The organism is Pseudomonas sp. S37 (assembly GCF_016658545.1).
Taxonomy (GTDB): domain Bacteria; phylum Pseudomonadota; class Gammaproteobacteria; order Pseudomonadales; family Pseudomonadaceae; genus Aquipseudomonas.
In genome coordinates this window covers 1-2,416 of sequence record NZ_JACVZC010000217.1, presented here as the reverse complement: position 1 = coordinate 2,416, position 2,416 = coordinate 1, and the positions used below count along the sequence as shown (strand labels likewise).

The following is a 2,416-nucleotide window of genomic DNA, read 5'->3' as shown; positions in this document are numbered from 1 at the left end:
CTGGCTTGTGTCATGCGGTGTATGCGACGGCTTTTTTCAGACAGAACCTAGGTCGAAACCATAGGCACCGTCAGTAAGCGGCACCAGTAGCTCGCTCTGCTTGTTCTTGATTGACTTCCCCTCCCCTGCCTCATTGATGTGAATGGCAACAAGGCCAGATTTCATGGCTACAACGTCACCCGGAGTCAACTGGCATATCTCCTTCAACCGCCCGCCAGTGATGATTCCCAAGCTGAGCAGCCATCGTTTCCATGACGCTGCTGGAAGGCCGTTCGCATAGTCCATGAGCTTGCGCACCTGCGGTTGGGAGAACGCCTTACGGGTCGATTCAACCCCCTTTGTAAGCTTCAGCTTCTTGTCGTAAGTCTTGCTCAGGTGTCCATTCTCGACAGCCCAGGCAAAGACAGCTGAAAGCTTCACGATCAGTTTGTTCACAGTCGAAGGCATCCGACCCTCTGACAGACGCTCTCGGAACTGCACAAGGTCTGCTCTGGAATGTGTCCTCAAATCCAAACCTTCCAGATTCTCAGCAATCACCTTGTGGCACAGGGTCGTCTCCTTCAAGGTCGTGGGCTTCTGGTCCCCTCCACGATCAGCCATGTAAAGCTGCGACAGCACATCGAAGGTCATAGGGGTTGCTGATGGTTCTGTTGCCGTACTCATCACCTCACCATTCGGAGCAAACACCGACGAGGGGCTAACAGCAACGTTCCGGTACATGTCACCCCAATGGCGTAATGGGTGGCCGTCATCAGTAGACATCAGCGTACTGCTCACCAACGTCAGCAGATTCTCCCGCAGATCGTTCCATGAGGCATCAGGATGATCCAAGTGGAATGCCTGAAGTGATGACGTGAGATGAGCAGATGTCTGCATTGCCCATCTGCGATCAGTGGTCTTCAGAGAGACAGAAACCGTCCTGTTCACGCTGCCAGTCACACGAAGGCGTAGGTAGTAGATACCGTGTCGTCGGTAATGGTACGGACTCGCCAGCCGGCACGTTGGCCTCAAGGGAAGCGTGCGGTTTGTGACAGCACCTGTGACAGGGTGCTCCTGTGGAAGGGTGTTCATGGTGGTTAAGCCCCTGTAATCACTGGGTTAACCCTTTCCCTCTTTGTCGTTCTGGATCTATTGCCGGGAGGATTTGAGGAAGTTGAAGCGGATCACCCTGCTGTGGGATTACATCCGCGGGGTGACGGAGGCGAATGCGCCGTTGTTGATGGGAGGTGGCCAGGAAATGTGCTTCGCTGAGGTTTGAGCGCTGACATCATCGCGACCAATGAGTCAGTGTTGGCAACGAAAAACAATTGCAACTCAACTAGCATTTTTGACAGTTGCCCCGTCCTGTTTGTACAGCTCAAATTCCCGCAGACAAGCCCTGACAAACGAAGGACGCGTTTATGATACAGCAACCTAAAAATCCAAGTATCAGAGTAGTCATTATTGGGAAAATTAATGAGGAGACCAGGACTTATTGCAAGGACTTGGTCCAGGTCACCAGCTACCCAGAGTTATTCATTTACTCTACCGACGGTGCCCTTTTGGAAATCTCAGCAACTGAAGGTGTAGATGCCCTCCCCTGTGAAGAAATCAAGGCTTGCCACTTAGCAGGTGTTTCTCATCTAACTGTGCTCCTCAATGAAACTGGGAGTGTGTCTGACTTAACGAAGCTTAAGAGCTTCAAAGAACAGATTACCAAAATTCTGTCGAACTGCGGATTTCAGGGCAAGAATGCCTCATTGATTGATGATAAAGCGGCGCTAGAGAAAACTTTTGACGCTGGTATCGTTATCCAGCCAGTGCCGAATGATAGGTCCTTGCTTGTATGGGTAAGCGATCCAGCAAACTACCCGGGCGTTCGAGACGTCTGTGCTCGTGTATATCAAGGCACGCTCAATATTAATGACTCATTGGACTTGGTCGGGCCGGGTAAAACGCTTAAAACGAAATGCATTTCACTGAGAGATTTCCGCAACGAAGTCAAAGATCGCCGTACTGGCGAGGAATGCTACATTGTGTTAAGCGACGTTAAAAAAAGTCAGATCAGCAACAAACATGCCTTAGCTAAGCCCGATTCGATCACAGCACACACAGCATTCAATGCAATTATCTACGCGTGCCCCGAAGGATTCGCTCCCACTGCCAAAGCGCTGGAGCCCAAAACCTATGATATACGTTTCAGGCACGGCGCCAGCACGAGAGGGAGCCTCACGCTGCCCAACGATACAAAAACGGTAGCTATTGGCACATTCAAGGAAATTGGCGTCACTCTCGACGATGCCCTCGCACTGCAGGAAGGTATGCGTTTCGAAGTTATGGAACGTGGATACCCCCTCGGTTTTGGCGTCGTGATAAGCATCCCTGCTTAGGTTCTGTCTGAAAAAAGCCGTCGCATACACCGCATGACACAAGCCAG

Annotated in this window: 2 protein-coding genes and 1 pseudogene; 2 read left to right on the top strand and 1 reads right to left on the bottom strand. The window is 51.2% G+C overall.

Annotated elements, in window-relative coordinates; all coding sequences use genetic code 11:
* Positions 1–36 precede the first annotated feature (36 nt).
* On the bottom strand, positions 37–831 hold the full coding sequence (locus IAE39_RS29325) for a tyrosine-type recombinase/integrase (RefSeq protein ID WP_236548877.1): 795 nt from the start codon (positions 829–831) through the stop codon (positions 37–39).
* 289 nt (positions 832–1,120) lie between these two features.
* On the opposite strand from IAE39_RS29325, the pseudogene IAE39_RS29320 reads away from it, so the two are divergent.
* Positions 1,121–1,258: pseudogene (locus tag IAE39_RS29320) on the top strand (LysR family transcriptional regulator); the annotation flags it as partial.
* Between the two features lie 142 nt (positions 1,259–1,400).
* Positions 1,401–2,369, top strand: a complete 969-nt coding sequence (locus IAE39_RS29315) for a hypothetical protein (RefSeq protein WP_201207942.1) — start codon at positions 1,401–1,403, stop codon at positions 2,367–2,369.
* Positions 2,370–2,416: the final 47 nt, after the last annotated feature.

Excerpts from the sequence above, each read along its gene's own strand:
- IAE39_RS29315 (WP_201207942.1), top strand. The coding sequence starts at position 1,401 with ATGATACAGCAACCTAAAAATCCAAGTATCAGAGTAGTCATTATTGGG.